At 55.1% G+C, this 19889-nt stretch carries 16 protein-coding genes and 1 riboswitch; of the genes, 9 read left to right on the top strand and 7 right to left on the bottom strand.

The features are described 5' to 3' along the window. Positions 1-228: 228 nt before the first annotated feature. From LKE08_RS28370 to LKE08_RS28360, 3 genes are all read right to left on the bottom strand, one after another. Complete coding sequence (locus LKE08_RS28370; protein WP_324707655.1) at positions 229-585, bottom strand: hypothetical protein; 357 nt, start codon at positions 583-585, stop codon at positions 229-231. An 81-nt stretch (positions 586-666) separates the two neighbouring features. Further along, positions 667-858, bottom strand: a complete 192-nt coding sequence (gene psb35 / locus LKE08_RS28365; RefSeq protein WP_324707654.1) for a photosystem II assembly protein Psb35 — start codon at positions 856-858, stop codon at positions 667-669. 108 nt (positions 859-966) lie between these two features. Then, positions 967-1170 carry a hypothetical protein gene (locus LKE08_RS28360; protein ID WP_324707653.1) on the bottom strand — a complete coding sequence of 68 codons (204 nt, stop codon included), beginning with the start codon at positions 1168-1170 and terminating at the stop codon, positions 967-969. A gap of 256 nt (positions 1171-1426) precedes the next feature. On the opposite strand from LKE08_RS28360, the gene LKE08_RS28355 reads away from it, so the two are divergent. The 4 genes from LKE08_RS28355 to LKE08_RS28340 all read left to right on the top strand — a co-directional run bounded on the left by LKE08_RS28355 (position 1427) and on the right by LKE08_RS28340 (position 9139). Beyond that, positions 1427-2524 carry an AI-2E family transporter gene (locus LKE08_RS28355; RefSeq protein WP_324707652.1) on the top strand — a complete coding sequence of 366 codons (1098 nt, stop codon included), beginning with the start codon at positions 1427-1429 and terminating at the stop codon, positions 2522-2524. Between the two features lie 668 nt (positions 2525-3192). Next, positions 3193-5919, top strand: coding sequence for a pitrilysin family protein (locus LKE08_RS28350; protein ID WP_324707669.1), 2727 nt, complete (start codon positions 3193-3195; stop codon positions 5917-5919). A 446-nt stretch (positions 5920-6365) separates the two neighbouring features. After that, positions 6366-8156, top strand: coding sequence for a translational GTPase TypA (gene typA, locus LKE08_RS28345; RefSeq protein WP_324707651.1), 1791 nt, complete (start codon positions 6366-6368; stop codon positions 8154-8156). Positions 8157-8806: 650 nt separating this feature from the next. Further along, positions 8807-8910: riboswitch (Glutamine riboswitch) on the top strand. Between the two features lie 34 nt (positions 8911-8944). Then, positions 8945-9139 carry a hypothetical protein gene (locus tag LKE08_RS28340; RefSeq protein WP_324707650.1) on the top strand — a complete coding sequence of 65 codons (195 nt, stop codon included), beginning with the start codon at positions 8945-8947 and terminating at the stop codon, positions 9137-9139. Positions 9140-9293: 154 nt separating this feature from the next. Here the strand turns inward: LKE08_RS28340 and LKE08_RS28335 are convergent, their stop codons facing one another. Continuing rightward, positions 9294-10496 carry a Coenzyme F420 hydrogenase/dehydrogenase, beta subunit C-terminal domain gene (locus tag LKE08_RS28335; protein WP_324707649.1) on the bottom strand — a complete coding sequence of 401 codons (1203 nt, stop codon included), beginning with the start codon at positions 10494-10496 and terminating at the stop codon, positions 9294-9296. A 423-nt stretch (positions 10497-10919) separates the two neighbouring features. Between LKE08_RS28335 and LKE08_RS28330 the strand changes: the two genes are divergently transcribed. Both LKE08_RS28330 and LKE08_RS28325 read left to right on the top strand, forming a co-directional pair. Next, the gene (locus tag LKE08_RS28330; protein ID WP_324707648.1) at positions 10920-12662 is read left to right on the top strand and encodes a DnaJ domain-containing protein; all 1743 of its coding nucleotides are present in this window, start codon (positions 10920-10922) and stop codon (positions 12660-12662) included. Positions 12663-12816: 154 nt separating this feature from the next. Continuing rightward, entirely contained in the window at positions 12817-13626 is an 810-nt protein-coding gene (locus tag LKE08_RS28325; RefSeq protein WP_324707647.1) for an Rpn family recombination-promoting nuclease/putative transposase, read from the top strand. A 335-nt stretch (positions 13627-13961) separates the two neighbouring features. On the opposite strand, the gene LKE08_RS28320 is transcribed toward LKE08_RS28325, so the two are convergent. Next, on the bottom strand, positions 13962-14759 hold the full coding sequence (locus LKE08_RS28320) for a hypothetical protein (protein WP_324707646.1): 798 nt from the start codon (positions 14757-14759) through the stop codon (positions 13962-13964). After that, the gene (locus LKE08_RS28315) at positions 14759-15751 is read right to left on the bottom strand and encodes an aspartate carbamoyltransferase catalytic subunit (protein WP_324707645.1); all 993 of its coding nucleotides are present in this window, start codon (positions 15749-15751) and stop codon (positions 14759-14761) included. Before LKE08_RS28315 ends, LKE08_RS28320 begins: the two co-directional genes overlap by 1 nt. Positions 15752-15844: 93 nt before the next feature. Between LKE08_RS28315 and LKE08_RS28310 the strand changes: the two genes are divergently transcribed. Beyond that, on the top strand, positions 15845-16393 hold the full coding sequence (locus LKE08_RS28310; RefSeq protein ID WP_324707644.1) for a hypothetical protein: 549 nt from the start codon (positions 15845-15847) through the stop codon (positions 16391-16393). Between the two features lie 39 nt (positions 16394-16432). Here LKE08_RS28310 and LKE08_RS28305 read toward each other — a convergent pair whose 3' ends face one another. Next, positions 16433-16924, bottom strand: a complete 492-nt coding sequence (locus LKE08_RS28305; RefSeq protein ID WP_324707643.1) for a hypothetical protein — start codon at positions 16922-16924, stop codon at positions 16433-16435. A 360-nt stretch (positions 16925-17284) separates the two neighbouring features. On the opposite strand from LKE08_RS28305, the gene LKE08_RS28300 reads away from it, so the two are divergent. Both LKE08_RS28300 and LKE08_RS28295 read left to right on the top strand, forming a co-directional pair. After that, positions 17285-18721: a circularly permuted type 2 ATP-grasp protein gene (locus tag LKE08_RS28300; protein ID WP_324707668.1), complete on the top strand. Its 1437-nt coding sequence runs from the start codon at positions 17285-17287 to the stop codon at positions 18719-18721. Between the two features lie 95 nt (positions 18722-18816). Further along, positions 18817-19803 carry an alpha-E domain-containing protein gene (locus LKE08_RS28295; protein WP_324707642.1) on the top strand — a complete coding sequence of 329 codons (987 nt, stop codon included), beginning with the start codon at positions 18817-18819 and terminating at the stop codon, positions 19801-19803. Positions 19804-19889: the final 86 nt, after the last annotated feature.

Raw genomic sequence — 19889 nt, 5'->3', positions numbered from 1 at the left:
TCTAGAAACCGGGTTTCTACTGAGAGCTGGGTGGGGAAACTCAAGATCCTTCTAGAAACCGGGTTTCTACTGAGAGCTGGGGGGGAAACGAAAACCCTTCTAGAAACCCGGTTTCTTCTCCGCAAAAAAAATCAGGTCAAAGGGTGGAGAGAGAAGGGAGAAAAATCTCGCCCATCTCAACCCGCCTTTTTCCTGCTGGGGTGATTGATTCAGTTGTCGGAGTTGAATCTAGATGATGCCGGTTCCTTTGCCGCGTTCATCTTTGTCCATCGTCAGCTTTCCGTCTTCGTCCGTTTCATTCACTTCTTGAAGGGTTTCGGCGCGATCGACTCGGTTCGCCTGTTGTTCTTCCCGCAAATCACCGGGCTCTTCGATGTACATTTCCGGTTCGATCGCGAAATTATCGAGGAGTCCTTCCCGGCTGACGCGATAACCCGCCGTCGTGTTCATGGTTCCCTCTTCGGGATCGGGGGTCTTTTTGAAGTTTTCCCCTTCTCTTTCCATGCGGGCCGCAGTTTCCGCCGTCACCAATTCGCGATCGTAATTGGCGGCTGCTTGTGCTTGATTTTCGTTTTGATTAGCCATAACTTTTTTCTCCAATTGTGTCTATACTTGCGGTTGAAAAACCATCTGGGATTCGGAATCGGTCAACCATCGCCCTTCCCTCTATTTTTCGATATCGGGGACGACATTGGGACGCTCTTTGTCCTTCCAACCGATGGGTCGCTTGGAGTTGTACCAGGCGATCGAACCGATGGAGGCGGCCGCAATAAATCCGAAAATCAATACCAGGGTGGCTGAAACTGGAAAGTGGGGAGCGTTGGTCGCCACGTCACCTAAAATTAAATTCATACTCATCAGTAAGGGTTTCTCCTCACAAATTCAATTTCTACGTTACTTTACAGTTTATAATTTCGACGGATTATTTTCATCTATCGATCGAATGATTTGACTAAAAACCCGCTCCTAGTCGGTTTTATTGCCGATCGCCGACAGGATTCCCAGCCCCACCGACAACAAGATCAGCGCCCATATAATATATCTCGGAATGACATCCAGTATGCCCAATCCCTTCAGGGTGATGATGATGGCAGTGATCACCAGCGCAATTCCAAAAATGTAGAGAATTACGGTCGTGCCGAGTTGCGGTTCGTTGGGTTTTTTACTCACATCGATCCTCAGAACAACTGAACGTCACCGATCGGCTTTGCCGGTGCGCTCCGCGCCATCGCGCCTCCCGCCGGATCGGCTCACCTCTGAAAAAAGTACCAGGTTCCCATTCCGCGATCCTCTATCCGGAGTCGGAGATCGACAATTTCCCCTCCAATTTGAAAAGAATTCTATCGCCGGCCAGATGTCAGTTGGTCCCCCACGGAACTAGATTGAAGCGAAACCCATTTTTTTTCTCGATATCCTGGGGGAAACTGTGACTATCGGCAAGTGGATCGGAATCATATCATTTCTCGTTTCATTATATATTATTTGGCAAATCAGCCAGATTATTTTACTGGCGTTGACGGCGGTAATATTGGCGATCGCCACCAACCGGATCGTCCGGAGATTGCAGAAATCCGGGGTCAACCGGGGGATCGCCGTCGCCATTTCCGTGGGGTCGATATTAATTCTAATTTCGGGATTTTTGGCCCTGACCGTCCCGGTCATCGTGCAGCAGTGGCAGGAGTTGACCGATCGCATCCCCCAAGGTTTGGAACAACTGAAACAGTGGTATTCTCAACTGCAAAGTTGGCTACCCCCTCGAATGTTGGGTGACATGAACAGCGTCGAAGATGTCATCCAGCAGTTGGCTTCTTCTTACGATCGCTGGATCGGCAGTTTCTTCACCTTCTTTTCTAGTTCGGTGGAAACCCTCCTGCAAATCCTGCTGGTCATCGCCGTCACCATCATGCTGTTGAGCAATCCCCAGGCCTACCGGCGGGCGTTTATTTTGCTGTTTCCCTCCTTTTACCGCCGTCGCATTCATCACATTCTCGACCAGTGCGAAGAGAACGTCGTCGGCTGCGTCCTTGGCATCTTATTTAATATGGTCGTCATCGGCATCATGAGCGGAGTCGGACTGTGGATTTTGGGTGTCAGACTGGCGTTGGTGAACGCACTTTTGGCGGCTGTCCTGACGTTAATTCCCAATTTGGGGCCGACGATCAGCGTCATTCCCCCGGCGATTTTGGCGCTGCTGGACTCCCCCTGGAAATCGGTTTCCGTCATCGTTTTATATATCGCAATCCAACAGATCGAAAGCAACATTCTCACCCCCCTGGTGATGAAGCGGCAGGTGTCCCTCCTCCCAGCCGTGACGCTCTTATCCCAGATCACGTTCGCGGCTTTTTTCGGCGCCTTGGGGCTATTTTTGGCTCTGCCGTTGGTGGTCATCCTGCAAGTTTGGCTGCGGGAATTGTTGATCGAAGATATCTTGAATACTTGGTCGAAAGCCAATTTTCCCCCGCTCAAAATTCCCTCTGAAGACGGTTCTCATCCTTCTAAAATTGAGGGCGATCGCCAATTTTAGTCCGGTACTTCTGTCAAAAATTGCGATAGATTTTTTGATCGTATATCGCAACAAGAGCAATCTGCAATCTTAGCGGTATGGTCTCAACTTTGTCAACGGTCCGTGGGAGTATCGACAAAATCCCCCAAACTCGGCGACGTGCGCGGAGTCCCGTTGGTTCTGTCCGACCCGCGATCGCCCATCAACCGGGTTGCCGAAAATCGAGGTTTTGGGTTATTATTAAGAATAATAGGGAAAATTGCCTCGCAACTAACCGCCGATCAATTCAGTGAGTTTCTGGTTGTTTATGATAAAGTTAAAACATTGAGATGGCAGGATCTCAAACGGGCCAATATACCTTCGGGTCGCGACAGCATTCATTCGATACCCTGCCATTTTGAAAAGAACAGGGTCTCAATTGTCAAAAATGTAACAAAATTAGCGGTTAATAAATTGTCAGGGTTGAACCGCAAACGGACGGTCGTGCCGTCCTAATTTTGGCGAACCAATTGAAGTGGCAGGTACTTCTCGAATGGATGGTCTCTGCCGCCCCATTGTACTGCCCATTTAAGTCCGTTGTTTTTTACTTTCCCCAAACCTCTTCCATGTTGTCTGTCAAGTTGAATCGAAATCATCTACTATATCCTTTATGTAGTCTCGTTGTAATTGTCGCTGACCCTTTGACTCAGGTGATTGCTATCCAACCCTTCCTCCCCGCCTCGAGTTCGGAAGCCGCCCAAACCCGCCCGGGCGATCGCGTGCGCCAAACCGTCCTCGAAAATGGCCTCACCGTTTTGACCAAACCGGTCCACACCGCCCCCGTCGTCACCGTCCAAGTTTGGTACAACATCGGTTCCCGCGACGAGCATCCCGGCCACAACGGCATCGCCCACCAACTCGAACATATGCTGTTCCAAGGCACCGCCACCCGCCCCATCCAATACGGCAGTTTGTTGGAAGCCTTGGGGGGGGAGTTCAACGCCTTTACCGGCTACGACCAGACGGCGTACCACAACACGGTGGAACGGAACGCCTTGGAAGCCGTCCTCATCCTGGAAGCCGATCGCATGAAAAATGCCCTCATCGACCCGGAACTGCTAGAAAAGGAAAAGGGCGTGGTCATCTCCGAATTGCAGGGGGACGAAAACAACCCCCACTATCGCCTCAACCGGGCCGTGATGGAAGCGGCCTTTCCGGGCCACCCCTACGGCCTGCCCATCGGCGGCACGAAAGCGGACGTGGAGACATTCACCGTCGAACAGGTGCGGTCTTACTACGATCGCAACTACCGCCCCGACAACGCCGTTTTGATTGTCGTGGGAGATTTCGACTCCGAATCCACCCTAAAAATAATTCGGGAAACCTTCGGGGTGATCTCCAACCCCGCAGAACCGCCCACCCGCCTGAGTTCCAGGGCGATCGAGAACACCTTTCCGCCCCCGGAGCGACCCGGGGGACAGACGGTCGTGCTGCGGGGGCCCGGAACCGTCCCCTTCATCCAGATCGTCTACCCCCTCCCGGACATCAACCACCCCGACATCCCCGCCCTGAGCGTGTTGGACTACATTTTGGACAACGGGGGGCGCAGTTCCCGCATCTACCGGGACATTGTGGATGCCGGACTCGGCAGCTCGGCGGGGAGCCTTTCAGCCCACCTGAGCGCGGGGGGGTGGCTGGAGCTGTGGGCGTCCCCCGTCCCCGAGGGCGACCTGGACGCGATCGACCGCGCCTTTGAAAATCTGATCGCCAAACTACAGGCGAATCTCGTCTCCCCCGAAGAACTCAATCGCGCCACAACCCAAATTCGCGCCAGTTCCATTTTGGAGAACCGCGACATCACCAGTCAGGCGATGCAACTGGGCCTGGACTCGACGACAGCGGGAAATTACCGCTACACCGAAACCTACCTCGATCGCATCGATGCCGTCACCGCCGAGGACGTGCGCCGGGTCGCCCGCACCTACCTGAAGCCGGAATATCGGACGGCGGGGCGATTTGAACCCGTCGAGGTTCCCGCCGGAGAAACGGTGACGGGCAAAAATGTGGAACTCACCACCGCCCACAGCCACACCGCCGGACATATCCGCACCGGACACCCCACCGAACCGGATACCATTGCCCGTTATCTGCCCCCGGTAGAACCGCCCGCGGCCCACGCCGCCACACCTCCCGAGTCCTTCACCCTCCCCAACGGACTGCGAGTCCTTTTGTTGCCCGACGACCACACCCCCGGAGTCTCGATCCGGGGGCTGATCCGGGCCGGGGAAGAATTCGACCCGCCCGGGAAGGAGGGTCTGGCGACCCTCACCGCCGAGAACTTGATGAGCGGAACCCGCCGCCGCGATGGGCGCTCGCTGGCCCGCAGCCTGGAAAATCGGGGGGCGACCTTGGAGTTTTCGACCCCCCCCGAAGGGGTGAGCATTTCCGGCGTGGCCCTGGCCCAAGATTGGCCGGTCGTCCTGGAAATCCTGGCGGACCTGCTGCAAAACCCCACCTTCCCGAAAGATTGGCTGGACCTGACCGGCCGGCAACAGGTCTCCGAGTTGCTCGAAGACAAGCACGACCCCGCCTATGTCGCCCAGCGGGCGCTCCAACAGCGGCTCTACCCCAAGGAGCATCCCCTGCACCGCTACCCCACGGAAAGCAGTCTCAAATCGATCCGCCGCGCCGACCTGGAGCGGTTTCACCGCGCTCACTACCGCCCCGACGCCACCGCCTTGGCCGTGGTGGGGGACTTCGACCCGGAAACGATGCGATCGCAGATCCGACGGCTATTTGAAAACTGGAGGGCCGGCTCGCCCCCCGCCGGCCGTGCCCTCCCCCCCGTCTCCCCGCCCGAGAAATTCGTCTGGGTCAAAAAGGAAATTCCCGGCCTGGTGGAGTCCGTCACGGCAATGGGATACCCCAGCATCGACCGTCGCGACCCCCGCTACCACGCGGCCCTGGTCCTGAATCAAATTTTGGGGGGCAGCACCCTATCGAGCCGGTTGGGACTGGAATTGCGCGATCGCCTCGGCCTCACCTACGGGGTTTATAGCTGGTTCGACGCCGGGTTGCGGTGGGGGTCCTTCACCATCCAAATGCAGACCGCCCCGGAAAATGCCCGACAGGCGATCGACACCACCCTCTCCCTCCTGAAAGACCTGCGGGAACGGGGGGTGACGGCCGAGGAAGTCCAAACCGCCAAACGCAGCCTGGTGGGGAGCGATCGCGTCGCCCTCGGCGATCCGGACATCCTCGCCGGTGTCATCCTCTGGAACGAAGTCTACGGCTTCCCCCCGTCAGAACTCAACGACTTCCACCACAAAATCGAAGCCGTCACCCCGGCGGAAGTCAACCGGGTGGCCCGGGAACTCCTCCACCCTGATCGCATCGTCGTCGTCACCACCCAGCCGCGGGTGATGTTGGGGTTGTAGGGAGTGGGGAGTCGGGAGTGGGGAGTGGGGAGTGGGGAGTGGGGAGTAGGCAATAGGCAATAGGCAATAGGCAATAGGGAGTGGGGAGTGGGGAGTGGGGGGCAAGCTGATATCTGGTCCGTACCAACTCCCCAATCATCTTTAGATGATTTGAGCTATTAGCTTGGGAATTGATTCCCAAGCGGTGCGGATGTTCCACCCGTTTCTCTCCCTCCGCTCCCTCCGCCCCGACCCTCCCTCCGCTCCCCCTGCTCCCGACCCTCCCTCCGCCCCGACCCTCCCTCCGCCCCGACCCTCCCTCCGCTCCTACTCCCTACTCCCCACTCCCCACTCCCTCCCCTTTCCCAGAAATTTCCCCGACGCGATCGGCCCGATCGGTTAAAATTATTAAGAGATGTGAATTTTTTCCATTTCCAAACAATCTCTGTCATTCAGACCGATTAAGTATGTCTCTTCCCATTCGCAACGTCGCCATCATCGCCCACGTCGATCATGGCAAAACAACATTAGTTGACGCTCTCCTGAAACAGTCCGGGATTTTCCGCGAAGGGGAAGATGTCCCGGACTGCGTGATGGACTCCAACGATATCGAGCGGGAGCGCGGGATCACCATCCTCTCCAAAAATACCGCCGTCCGCTACGGCGACACCTTAATTAATATCGTCGATACCCCCGGACACGCCGACTTCGGCGGCGAAGTGGAGCGGGTCCTCGGCATGGTCGATGGCTGCCTGCTGATCGTCGATGCCAACGAAGGCCCGATGCCCCAAACCCGCTTCGTACTCAAAAAAGCCCTGGAAAAGGGACTCCGCCCCATCGTCGTGATCAACAAAATCGATCGCCCCCGGGCCGAACCCTACGGCGCCGTCGATAAGGTGCTGGACCTGTTCCTCGAACTCGGCGCCGATGACGACCAGTGCGAGTTCCCCTACCTGTTCGCCTCCGGTTTGGCCGGGTACGCCAAGCGGGAACTCGACGGGGAGGGGACGGACATGAAACCCCTGTTCGACGACATCCTCGAACACGTCCCGCCGCCCGTCGGCGACCCCGAAAAGCCCCTGCAACTCCAGGTCACGACCCTGGACTACTCCGAATACCTCGGCCGCATCGTGATCGGCAAAATCCACAACGGCACCATCGCCGCCGGACAGCAGGTGGCTCTGGTGAAGGAAAACGGCGAGGTCGTCCGCGGCAAAGTCACCAAATTAATGGGGTTTGAAGGCCTCAGCCGCGTGGACCTCGAAGAATCCACCGCCGGAAATCTGGTGGCCGTGGCCGGGTTCGGCGATGCCAACATCGGCGAAACCATCACCTGTCCCAACGAACCCCAAGCCCTGCCGCTGATCCGGGTGGACGAACCCACGTTGCAGATGACGTTCTCGGTGAACGATTCGCCGTTTGCCGGCCAGGAGGGTACTTACGTCACCTCCCGGCAGGTGCGCGATCGCCTGATGCGCGAACTCGAAACCAACGTCGCCCTGCGGGTGGAAGAGACGGACTCCCCGGACAAGTTCATGGTTTCGGGCCGGGGCGAACTGCACCTGGGGATTTTGATCGAAAATATGCGCCGGGAGGGCTACGAGTTCCAGGTGTCCCAGCCCCAGGTGATTTACCGGGAAGTCAGCGGCCAGCCCTGCGAACCCTTTGAATATCTGGTGTTGGATGTGCCCGAGGAGGCTGTGGGAAGCTGCATGGAGCGCCTGGGCCAGCGGCGGGCGGAAATGCAGGATATGCGGATGGGCACCAACGGCCGCGCCCAGTTGGAATTCGTGGTTCCGGCCCGGGGTCTGGTGGGCTTCCGGGGCGAGTTCATGCGGATGACCCGCGGCGAGGGGATCATGAACCACAGCTTTTTGGAATACCGCCCCATGAGTGGTGATATTGAAGCCCGCCGCAACGGCGTCTTGATCTCCTTTGAGGAGGGGGTCAGCACCTTCTACGCCCTCAAGAACGCCGAAGATCGGGGCGTGTTCTTCATCACCCCCGGAACGAAGGTTTACAGGGGGATGATCGTCGGGGAACACAACCGCCCCCAGGATCTGGAGTTGAACGTCTGCAAAACCAAGCAACTGACGAACCACCGCTCCGCCACCGGCGATGAGTTGGTGCAACTGCAAGCCCCGGCGGACATGAGTTTGGAGCGGGCGCTCGAATACATCGGCCCGGATGAGTTGGTGGAGATTACGCCGGAGTCGGTCCGCCTCCGCAAGATGAGCAAAAAGTTGGTGAAGCGCTAAAACTGCCCCATTCTACCCGAAGGTAGAAGCATGAATCGCCCATCCCCGAAAGGTTATGACCGGGGGTGGGTGATTTTTTGCGGGCAATTTTCTAGGGTATAGCAGAGAGTCGCTTCGGACAGAGCCGAACTCCCAAAACCCTGATGCATGGGAATCTGACAAAAGCCTGTCCTGAGCTTGTCGAAGGGCTGACGGCTTAAACCTGATGGCTTACTGCTATAAAAGATCAAGGCGATCGCACTGCCACTTTCTTTGGGCATCCTTGCAGTTATAGCAGGCAACAGGCAACAGGTAACAGGTAACAGGTAACAGCTCCGGAAGGCAATCGGGAAAAAAAAACGCCCACTGTCTGAGTTTTAGAGGGGTTCGATGTCCGAACGAGCCGGACGACTGCTATAGAATCTAAGATGGACTTTCCCACATTTGTCGGCTCCTGGGGTCTATCCGTCAAAATACGGAGGGACAGAAGTGAACCGCGATCGCCGGTGCGAAAGTTCCGTAAATCTACAATTACAGCAAAGACAAAAATGTTACATAGTTGTCTTCGATTACTCCGTAAATTTACGTATAGGTAATCATTTGATGACAAAAAAATTAAGAGAAAGTTATTGACAAATCGGATCTGATGCTATAATTGGTAAATACTAGAAAACGTTCATCTCCCCCACCCGCCAAGTTGATTGAATGTTCATTCGATCGCCGTTGGCGAGCTGAGGAAGACGGAAGTAGGGAACACAGCCCGAAGGAACGCGCCACACCGTAACACCTTGTTCGAGGGGGTTCGTACAATGATTGTACCTTCTTTAGTGGCCTTTTCCATCGCTTGCTTGGCAGTCCACCTGAGTATCAATACTTCGGAAGAGATTGTCAAAATTGCAGCCAGAGGGACCGCCTTATTCTGTCTGTTTCTCAGCCTGGTTTACGCACCCTGGTCGGTTTTGCTGATCTTAATCGTCCCGGTGCTAAGTTACAGACTGGCCTGACAGAACGCCTTGGGAATCCGATTTTCGGAATCGACCACAACTCAAAAAAAAAGAACTGAGACGGGGAATTTTAGACCTTAAATTAGCAGGTTTTTGACTGCTAATCTTCCCCCGCCCCGGTCAGGCCTCCAGCAAGGGTCTTTTTTTTATTTTTTTACTCGGGAAGTTGATATTGCTCCACGATCCGTTTGGCAAATTCGGGGACGTGGGCTTCCAACTTTTCGGGATAGTTTCGCTTCACGTACAGGTAATTCCGCGTGAAGTGGGAGTCGATGGAAAAGCGGGCGTATTCCAAGCCCTTGGGCCCCACCCGTTCGATGACCACCCCCATCATTTTCGCGGCCCACATCGGCAGGGTGACGCCTTTATCGTAGGCGGGGATGCTCTGCTGGACGGCTTGGTGGCGATCGCCTTTGGCGGAGACGGGTTGGGTGTCGAGTTGATCTTTGACCAGATCGAGCATTTCCTGTCCGCGATCGTTGCGGACGACGATCCACTGCCACCCAAACGGCGCCCCCATGTAGCCGACGACGAGATCGGCTAGGGAATTTACATAGTCGAAACAACTCAGGCAGGAGGGGGCGAAAATATCCTTGAGTTTGTTGGTTTTTAGGCCGAAAAAGGGCACGGTTTCCGTGGAACCGTCTTCGTGTTTGAAGTGCACCCGGAAGTCCTGCATGAATTCGTAGTGGACGACGGTTTCGGGCGATCGGCTGGTGGTTTCCAGGAACTTCTGGAGTCCCTCGCGGGTGACGTTATCGACGCAGGGGGTTCCGAGGACGTAGAGTTTTTCCAACCCCATTTCTTTTTCGACGGCTCGCAACGCCTGGATCTGGCATCCCACGCCGATGACGAGCAAGCGTTTCATCCCCGATCGCTCTACCTCTTCCAATACGGACAAATTGGGGGAGAGGGTGGGTTTGTTGACGCGGGCGGCGAGCACTTCTTCCGGCGTCCCGGCGATGACGGGTTTGGGTCCGAAGCGGTCCTCTTCGGTATTTTGGACGCAGACGACCCCTTCGACGATGCCCTGGGTGAGCATTTCGCAGGCGATGGTGCTGACGATGCCGGTCCACTGGGCACCCGGAATGGGCTGTTTCTTCCGCGCCGCCATCATATCCTGGTGGACGCCAAAATACAAGTCGTCCGGGCTGTCGAGATCCCGCGATCGCCCGTGGGCTGTGGCTTCGAGCTCGGCGATCTGTTCGTTAAGAAAGGCACAGGCTTCCTTGACATAATGGATGTAGTAGGTGTCGCAGAGTCCGCACTCGCTGCACAGGGCTTTGGCGGGACGGCGGCTCCCCGGTTTCAGGGCTCTGGCTTTCTGATGCTTGGGCGGTTGCTGTACTGAGGTCATTGAAAGCGTGCTTATTATACCTAAGATTTGGTTTAGCACGATATTTGGGCATTTTCACGAATTGTAACAATTTGTAAGATTTCGGGATTTTTAGTGGGAAATCCGTGGAATTACGCTGGTGGATTTTGGGGGGTGTTGATAGGCTGGAAGGGTGAATTAACCACAGAGACACAGAGGACACAGAGAGGGAAGAGCTCCCTAAATCTCCCTTGGTAAGGGGGACTTTGAACGACCTCTTCGTCGGTTTCAAGTGGGGAACATCCCCCTAAATTCCCCTTGGTAAGGGGGACTTTGAACGACCTCTTCGTCGGTCACAAATTCGTACATTTCTGATTGTTTTATGTCCGCCGATAGTCCGGATACAAATTTCCAGAACTTTACATTACTCAAATTATGAATAGTTTTCAGAATCAATCAAAGAATATGACTACGGCGACGACGTTTGTTGTCGGTGGGACGGCGGCGGGGGCGGGAATTTTGAGTGCTGTCGGCGGTATGGGATTGGTGGGAAGTTTCGGCGGCATTGGGATTGGGGCGGCGCCGATTTTGGGGGCGGGGGCGATAACTGGAATGGCGGCTTATGGGGCGTTTCGGGGCATTGCGGAGGGCGATCGCGCGGCGTTTGGGGCGATCGGTTTGGGGGCGGTTTCTGGGGTGACGATTTCTTCGGCTGTGGGGACGATGGGATTGGGAATTGGCGGGGGTGCGATCGCGGTTGGGATGGGTTCGATGGCGATGGCGGGCGGCGTTTTCGGGTTGGGAATTTACGGGGTTTTTAAAATTATTGATGATAGCGTTCCGGGAGAGACGGCAATGCAGGCTTTCGATCGCGTTTCGGATCGCATCGAAGAGGATTTGGCGTTTCAATTCTATTATACGGATGGATGGTTGGAGGTTGCCGAGTTAAGTCTTGAAGCCCGAGAACGGAAATTAAAGCAAAAGTTTATCGATCGTGAAATTGACGATGAGTTGAAAGCGTTGAAAGACGCGATCGGGATGAACTCATCGCAAACAAAATCACCATCTGATACGGAAGAAAAAAACGCATTTAATCCAAATACGGGCGAACCGAACCCGTCCGGTTGGAACCTGATTCACACTATAAAAGCACATCGGGGGAAAATTAATGCGATCGCGTTTGGCGAGGGGAGTCAAACTGTGGTGACGGCGGGATGCGATCGCACGATTAATTTTTGGAATTGTATCACCGGAAAGCGGGATTATACTTTATTCGATGATTCGGAAACTCTGTCTTTATCGGTGAGTTCGGATTCGGAAATTATCGCCGGCGGGAATGGCGACGGAAAAATCAGTCTGTGGAGTTATCGGAATCGGCAATTCTTACGAACCCTCTCGGATTGGCATATTCCGGAACGCAATATGGGTGCGATCGCCCAATTGTGCTTTGTTCCGAATTCCTCTATTCTAATTAGCGGGAGTGGCGATAAAACCGTCCGAGTCTGGGATGCAAAAACCGGGAATTGGAAGCGGATTATAAACGGACACGAAGATCGAGTTTTGTCCGTTGCGGTGAGTTCCGACGGGGAAGCGATCGCCGGCGGGAGTACAGATCGGACAATCCGAATTTGGCATCTCAATAATTATGCAAAACCCCGAATATTTGCCGGACATAACGACTCGGTTACGGCTATTTCATTTTCGCCCGATAACCGAATTTTGGTGAGCGGCAGTGCCGATCGTATGGTAAAATTGTGGAGTCTCAAAACGGGCGATTGCTTGCACACCCTGACCGGACATAAAACCGGGATTTCTGCGGTGGCGTTCAGTCCCGACGGAGGGGCGATCGCCAGTGCGGATTCGGGCGGAACCGTCCGCCTGTGGAACGCGAAAACCGGACAACTTCAACAGATTCTATCGGGGTGCGTGGTGGCGTTCAGTCTCGATCGCAAATACCTCGCCAGTGGCGGTCCGGACGGGACGGTTAAAATTTGGCGTTGGGAACGATTCGATCCGGATAATTTCACCTCTCGCAATTGGTGGCAAATTCTGAACGTGAACCCGGACGCAAATTTGGAAACGGTTCGCGTCGCCTATCGAAAATTAGCTCGGCTGTACCATCCCGATCGCAATTTTTCCCCGGATGCGATCGCCAAAATGCAGCGAATCAACTCAGCTTACGAGGAATTCTTGAAAATGGGGTGTTGAGAGAACCCCTTAAATCCGAGCGAGATGGTTTTTTTACCTCCGTGTCCTCTGTGTCTGGAGTGGTTTTATATCTCTCAACCATAGACAGGCGATCGCCGGGGATTGACCCGACCAAAAAGTTATTCTAAAATCATTGTAGAGTCGGGCGATCGCCGTGAAAACAGATAGTCTCTTCTACCGAATTTTCCAACAGTACCCCCGCAGCTTCTTTGAACTGCTGAACCGTCCCGCCGAAGAGAGCGATCGCTACCAATTCACCTCCGTCGAAGTCAAACAACTCGCCTTCCGCCTCGACGGACTCTTCCTGCCGACAACGGAAGATCGCGATCAGCCCTTTTACCTAGCAGAAGTCCAATTTCAACCCGACGACAACCTCTACTATCGCATTTTCGCCGAACTGTTCCTCTACCTGCGACAGTACCAACCCCCCCACCCCTGGCGAGTCGTCGTCATCTACCCCAACCGAGGCGTCGAACGGGAACAGTCCCTCCATTTCAACTTGCTGCTGAACTCCGAAGCCGTCACCCGCATTTATCTCGACGAGTTGGAGGATGAAAACGCTCTGGGAGTCGGTATCATTAAGTTAGTGGTCGAATCCGAATCTGCCGCGATCGCATCGGCCCGACGGCTACTCGAACAGGCCGAACAAACCCTCCCCCCAGTATCGATTCGACGCGATATCATTGACATCATAGAAACCATTGTTGTTTACAAACTGCCCGAACTGAGTCGCGAGGAGATTGCCCAAATGTTAGGACTCACCGATTTAAAACAAACCCGATTCTATCAAGAAGCCTTCGCCGACGGTCGCCAAGAAGGTGTGCAAGAAGGTGTGCAAGAAGCAACGATAAATTTTGTCCGACGTTTGGCTAACTTGGGAAATAGTCCGGAAGCGATCGCCCAACTTTTGGGTTTGCCTTTAGAGGAAGTTCAACAAATTTTAGAATCTCCCAATGAGGATTGATTGGGTGATAGCATTTCTCAACCTTGCAAGGTACGGTTCTGGCATCAAAGTCCCCCTTTTTAAGGGGGATAATGGGGGATCTTTCAGGTTCCATCGGCTCAGAAACGGGCGAAAAATGTCCGTCCATCACGGTTCCGGCATCAAAGTCCCCCTTTCCAAGGGGGATTTAGGGGGATTTTTCGGGTTTCATCGGCTCGAAAACTACGATATTCCCCGGCAATCACCTCCCAGAAATAGGCGGCAAACGTCCGTCCATCACGGTTCGGGAATCAAAGTCCCCCTTTCCAAGGGGGATAATGGGGGATCTTTCAGGTTTCATCGGCTCGAAAACTGCTCTATTTTCCGGTAATCACCTCCCAGAAATGGGCGGAAAATGTCCGTCCATCGACAGCGACCCGCATTTTTTTCGCCCAACTGTAAACCTCAAATTGGATCAAATTGCGATCGCCCGAACCGGAAATCGAAATATCTCCCAAAACGACGATCCAATGATTCGGATGGGGAACCAAAGGGGGTTGATCTTCCAACAAACCGCCCGAATTAATCAACGCGATCGCCACGCCGCCCCCATTCAAAATCGCGGCGGTATTTTCCAACACATTGATATCGCCGAACAAATAAGCATTGTTTGACTTGACATCGGAATAACCCAAGATTTCCCGAGTCCATCCGGCGATTTCCCAAGGTTTCGTTATTCCTGCCAAATTCCTCACCAGGTCGGGGGATGCGGGTTCCACGGGGAGGAAAATATTTTCCGATTCTCGCAAGGTGGAAAGGATCATCCAATCCACCTCCGGCATTTGGAAATTGCCCCGACTTTCCCGCAGGCGAGGCGAGGCAGAAATCCACCGATCGCCCCAGGTGTGAAAACCGCCGATTTGAAATAGATTTCGGCAGATTTGAACGTAGCGAACCGGGTCCCGGCGGATCAGTTCAAAAACGATCGCCGCCGGACCGCAAAACGGCTGTCCCCCCTGGCGGAGGCGAAACGGATCGTCCAGACGCGATCGCATCCCGGCAACAATCCGATCGCGATCCAACCCCGGCCACACCCCCGGAACCCGCGATCGCTCGAATTGGGCGATCGCCTCCCGGGCCCGTCCCACCTGTCGCGGGTCGGGGAGGGGCAACATTACCGCCCCCGCCCCACGCCGATCAGGTATAATAGCGCCATCCGCACAGCGATCCCGCTGGTCACTTGTTGGGAGATCAGGCTGAAATCCGGGTTATCCATCAACTCCGAACTGATTTCCACCCCCCGGTTGACCGGACCCGGATGCAGGACTTTCACCCCCGGACGGCAGGATTTGAGGCGATCGCTCGTAATGCCGTACTGCTGATGGTACTCCCGCAGACTCGGCAGCAGGTGGGCCGTCATCCGTTCCTTTTGCAACCGCAGGGTCATCACGAAATCCGCGTCCGCCAACGCCTCCTGCAAATTCCAGTGTAAAACTAACTTTCCGGGGCGATCGCGGCCCAGGGTTTCAAACGGTTTCGGCAGCAGCGTTGGGGGTCCGGCCAGATGCAATTCCATGTCCGTCGCCGTCAGACTCCAGATATTGGAACGGGCCACCCGCGAGTGGAGGATGTCCCCGACGATCGCGATTTTTTTCCCCCGCAAAAGGTCGATCCGGGGCTTTTCCGGGTCGAGAATCCGGCAGATGGTGAACAGATCCAACAACCCCTGGGACGGGTGTTCGTGTTGTCCGTCCCCGGCATTCAAAATCGCCACCGCAGTCCCGAGGCGGTCCATCTCCGCAGCGATCGCCAATGGGACCCCCGCTTCCCGGTGGCGGATCACCATCATGTCCGTCCCCATCGCCAGATAGGTTTTCGCCGTATCTAAAATAGTTTCCCCCTTCGTCAGGGAAGACGTTCCGGGGGCGAAATTCAGGGTATCCGCCGAAAGCCGTTTCGCGGCCAATTCAAAGCTGTTGCGGGTCCGGGTGGAGGGCTCAAAAAACAAATTGGCGATCACCTGACCTTGCAAGGCGGGCACCTTCTTCGTCCGGCGTCCGAGCACCTCCCAAAAGCTGGTGGCCGTCTGGAGGACGGTATCGTATTCGTCCGGCGTGAAATCGGCCAGGGATAAGATATGTCGGCGATTCCAAGTAGTCGTGGTCATGGTTGGGGGGAAAACGGAAGTCCGGGTGGTCGATTGCTGAGTAAACCCTCAAAGGGCCGAATAGTCAACTGTACGACCCGCGAAATTTAAGCCATGAATAGTATCCAACACTTTTGGACGCCTTGGGTGGCGAGTTTGATTGTCCTGGGTTTGGTCGCCTGCGACATCCCCCCTGGGGAGGACCGGGGAGCGACCCTTCCCGAACCGACCCCCACCCCCACCGCCGCGGCCCTGAAACCGGAGCGATCGCCCACGCGGCCCCCCCTCAAACAAGCCACCACGCCACCCACGGAAACCGTCCCCATCATCCTCTACAAAATCGACCCATCCTGTCAAAATCTCGTCCCCTCCCAGGCGGTCGTCCCCGCCTCGGAGTCCCTGGAAGCGGCCGTCGGACAGGTTATGGACAATTTCGAGTCGGCGGATTTTTCCCTCGGATACCGCATCATCCGCGATCGCGATCGTCAAACCGTCACCATCGATTTTCGGGTGCCCGCCACCGCCGATCGCGTTTTCACCTCCCTCTCCACCTGCGAACAACTCGCCCTCTTCGGCAGTCTGAGAAAAACCCTCACCCAAAACCCCACCTGGCTAATCCAACAGGTCTACTTCACCCAAAACGGAGAAGAAATCGCATTGTAAAAAAACGAAAAAAGGCGAATAATCAACAATTATTAATTGTTAATTGTTAATTGTCCTAATCTGTCGCCAGCGAGTTTTCAGAAACAGCCAGAACGGGAACTGGTAGGCTTCCGCGATCAGCCAGAAGACCAGGAACAGGTGGGAGAAAAACGCCACCCCCGTCCACACCAGGGGAAACCACGTCCAATCGGTGCCCGATGCCGGGGGAAAAATGACGGCGGACGCCCCGATCAGGGTCGGCGGGAAGACCACCAAAACCAACGCCGCCACCCAGTAGACCCACGTCAACTCCAAATTTCCGATCTGTTCGCCTTTCCAGGTCGTCCCGTTCCACCGCCAGATCAGAGGCGGGTCGCGATCGATCATTGTGATGCGTTGCCGTTCCGGTTCGATCGTGAGAATATGGCGGCAAACGTTGCAGCCGAAAGCTTCGGTCAGAGTCAGGTTGGAAATCTGGCCGCAACGGCAGACCGGACAGGGGTAAATGCCGTCGTAGGTGAGACGATTGTTTCCGTTGGAGGAGATTTGCATATCGACAACTGACGTTCGAGACAACAGACTAGAGTAATTCTTAATGATTTTTTCAGCCTCAATCGGATCGATGTATTTGAAAATATAAAGACTCAGAGATTTGCCGGTGTCGCGATCGGCGATCGCGATCGCGATTTCAATGATGACTGTAACACAATTAGTCAGATGGCAAATCGACGGCGTTGCGGCGGGTCTTGACGCCCGACCGGGCCTTCCGACTCGGCGGGACGTACAAAGCGGGTGCGGAGAAGACCGACAGCGCCCAAATGGGGACTGAAAATCAGTATCATCCGTTACAGTTTCCCTGACAACACAACCCCTTATTATTCAGATCAGTTAGAGCAGTTGGGGCAAGAACCAGTGCTATTTGATTCCTACGATCCAGGTGACTTCTACGATGAATTATTCGTCGCCAAGGGACAACCTCGGCCCGAAGGCAAGCTGTTAATCGACCGACTCAACGCCCTGTCGCCGGACGAGATTCGGGTGCGACAGCAGGCCGCGAAAAGCGCCATGATGAAATTGGGCGCGACGTTCAACGTCTACAGCGACAACGAGGGGACCGAGAGAATTCTGCCCTTCGACATGATCCCCCGCATCGTCTCCGCCTCGGAATGGGCGGACTTGGAAAAGGGACTCAAGCAGCGAATTCACGCCCTCAACCTGTTCATCGCCGACATTTACGGGGAACAGAAGATCGTCCGGGACGGCGTGATTCCGATGGATTTGATCGCCTCCTCGAAAGGATTTCTCCAGCCCTGCATCGGGCTCAAGCCCCCCCACGATATCTGGTGTCATATTACCGGAACCGACCTGGTGCGCGATCGCGATGGGCAGTGGTACGTCCTCGAAGATAATATGCGCTGCCCCTCCGGCGTCTCCTACGTCCTCGAAAACCGGCGGGTGATGAAAAACACCTTCCCCCAAATCTTCGCCACCTTGGGCATCCAACCCGTGGATGAGTACCCGGGCCACCTCCTGGACACCCTCCTCAACCTCGCCCCCCCCCACATCGGCAACCCGACGGTGGTGGTGCTGACGCCGGGAATCTACAATTCCGCCTACTTTGAACATTCCTTCCTCGCCCAACAGATGGGGGTGGAACTGGTGGAAGGCCGGGATTTGGTCGTCGTCGATGGTTACGTCCAAATGCGGACCACCAAGGGCCTGCGGCGGGTCGATGTCATCTACCGCCGCATCGACGATACCTTCATCGACCCCCTGACGTTCAACCCGGAATCCCTCCTGGGGGTTCCCGGCATCACCGATGTCTACCGCAACGGCCGGGTCGCCCTCGCTAACGCCCTCGGGACGGGGGTCGCGGACGACAAGGTGATTTACGCCTACGTCCCGCAAATGATCCGCTACTATTTGGACGAAGACCAACTGCTGCCCAACGTCCCCACCTACCTGTGCTGGGAACCCGACCAACTCGAGTATGTGGTCGCCAACTTGGACAAATTGGTGGTCAAAGCCGCCAACGAGGCGGGGGGCTACGGGATGCTGGTGGGCACCCAGGCCACGGCGGAAGAACGCCAGGAATTTGCCGGACGCATCCGGGCGAATCCCCGCAACTACATCGCCCAACCCACTTTATCCCTGTCGCGGGTTCCGACCCTTCTCGGCGATACGTTTGAGGGCTGCCACGTCGATTTGCGGCCCTATATCCTCTACGGTTCCCAAGGGGTTTACGTCCACCCGGGCGGGTTGACCCGGGTCGCCATGAAAAAGGGATCTTTGGTGGTGAATTCTTCCCAAGGGGGCGGGAGTAAAGATACCTGGGTTTTGTGCAATTAACGCTGGGTAAATTTGGCTTCGTTTGACTGTATCTAACAATGGCAATTTCCCCATTTTTTTCAGTAAAAATTGACGTTTAATTTCGAGTAAAAATTATGCTGAGTCGTGTCGCCGATTCGATCTATTGGCTCAACCGCTATGTGGAACGAGCCGAAAATATCGCCCGATTTGTCGATGTCAACCAAAATTTGCTGTTGGATGCCCCGTCGGGAATGCAGCAACAGTGGCGGCCTTTGGTGCTGACCACGGGAGATTTGGAACTGTTTGAACAAAAGTACGGGGAGGCGACGGCCGAGAATGTAATCCGGTTCCTCACCTTCGACAACGACTATTCCAACTCGATTTTATCTTGTCTGCGGTTGGCGCGGGAAAATGCGCGATCGGTGCGGGAAATTATCTCCTCGGAAATGTGGGAACAGGTGAACGAGTTTTACATGATGGTGCGGGAGGCGGCGATGGGAGAACAGCCCTATTACCTGCCCGAATTTTTCAATCAGGTGAAGCTGCAAGGTCACTTGTTCGCCGGGATCATGGATGCGACCATGACTCACAATGAGGGGTGGCATTTCGGACGCATGGGGCGGCTGTTGGAGAGGGCGGATAAAACCTCTCGAATTCTGGATGTGAAATATTTTATTTTGCTGCCCTCGGTGCAGGATGTGGGGACGACCTTGGATGAGGTGCAGTGGATCGCTCTGTTGAAGTCGGCGAGCGCCTACGAGATGTATCGCAAGCGCAGCCAGCACCGAATTACCCCCTTCGGCGTGATCGAATTTTTGATTTTGGACCGGGAGTTTCCCCGGGCAATGCAATATTGTTTTTTGCAGGCGGAGCGATCGCTCCAACACATCACGGGGAGCACGCCGGGAACCTGGCAAAATCCCGTCGATCTGGAGTTGGGGCGGCTGCGATCGGATTTGGATTATCTGATGGTTGACGATATCATGAAGCGGGGATTGCACGAGTTTCTCGACAATTTGCAAAACCGCATCAATTTGGTCGGAAAGCGAATTTTTGAAACCTTTTTCGACTTGAAAGCTTTGCCGGATGCGATCGGGTTTTCTCAGAGTCAGGCGAGTTGAAAAGTGAACAGTGAATCGTTGGCGGGCAACCGGGGACGGTTGCCACCACGGGTTTTTTCCATTTTCACAGAGTCAGGCGAGTTGAA

Source organism: Lyngbya sp. CCY1209, assembly GCF_035615495.1.
Lineage (GTDB): Bacteria > Cyanobacteriota > Cyanobacteriia > Cyanobacteriales > Microcoleaceae > Limnospira.
The sequence above is the reverse complement of the archived record's forward strand: the minus strand, read 5'-3'. Positions and strand labels throughout refer to the sequence as shown.